Annotated in this window: 1 pseudogene; it reads left to right on the top strand. The window is 47.5% G+C overall.

Annotated elements, in window-relative coordinates:
* Positions 1–1,043 (top strand): annotated as a pseudogene (locus tag L5L77_RS22500) (IS3 family transposase); the annotation flags it as partial.
* Positions 1,044–1,079: the final 36 nt, after the last annotated feature.

Raw genomic sequence — 1,079 nt, 5'->3', positions numbered from 1 at the left:
TCCCAAGGGACACCGTCTACATCAATGCGAGGACAGTTGATGACTGAGCCCACCACACTGACCCCTGAACAAAAGATAAAAGCACTCGAAGCCGAACTTGAGGATACCCGCATGAAAGCCGCGTTCTTCGAAGCCATTGTCGAAAAACTTAGCACTGACTACGGGATTTCTGTCGTAAAAAAGCCACGCGCGAAACGCTCCAAGAAAAAAYGGCCATAGGGTATCGCGTCACCCAATGCTGCCGCTACCTCGGGATTAGCCGTCAGGCGTATTATCAGCAATGTCAGCGGCAAAAAATATCAGAGCAGAGGGAGCAACATGTATTGCAAACGGTGCAATATGAACGCTTGTTTCAACCTCGAATAGGTACACGCAAGTTACAGTATTTACTGAATAAATCGCATCAAATAGTGATTGGGCGAGACCGGTTATTTAGCAGCCTCAGAGCGCATCGTTTGTTGGTCGCGCCTAAACGGGCGTACCATAAAACGACTCACAGTCATCATCGATTTAGGTGTCATCCCAACTTGCTTAAGCCCAGTGAGCAACAAGTGGACATCACTCGCTCAGAACAAGTCTGGGTGGCTGATATTACCTATCTGCCACTGCAAGATAATGAAGCCTACTGAAGCCTGGTGACCGATGCCTGGTCACGAAAAATCGTGGGCTATCATGTTGATGATAATCTCAAAACAGATGGTGTGCTAACAGCGTACAAACAGGCACTGAGGCAGCGGCAAGACAAAGGTAAACCGCTGATACACCACTCAGACCGAGGAATACAATACTGCTCAAACGCTTATCAAGCGGTTCACACTCATCATGGTGTGACATGCTCAATGACAGACGGATATGACTGCTATCAAAATGCGTTAGCAGAGCGAGTAAATGGCATATTGAAGCAGGAGTTTTTAACACATAAGCCAGCAACGCTGCAGGAGGCACGACAGATGGTGGAAGAAGCGGTCGCCATCTATAATCAACGACGGCCCCATTTGGCCTTAAAATACAAAACGCCCGATGAGGTTCATCAGGCGTTTTAGGTGGAAATAAGTGTCAACTTATTTCAGGACTAGACA

The organism is Shewanella sp. SM29 (assembly GCF_025654245.1).
Taxonomy (GTDB): domain Bacteria; phylum Pseudomonadota; class Gammaproteobacteria; order Enterobacterales; family Shewanellaceae; genus Shewanella; species Shewanella oncorhynchi.
The sequence above is the reverse complement of the archived record's forward strand: the minus strand, read 5'-3'. Positions and strand labels throughout refer to the sequence as shown.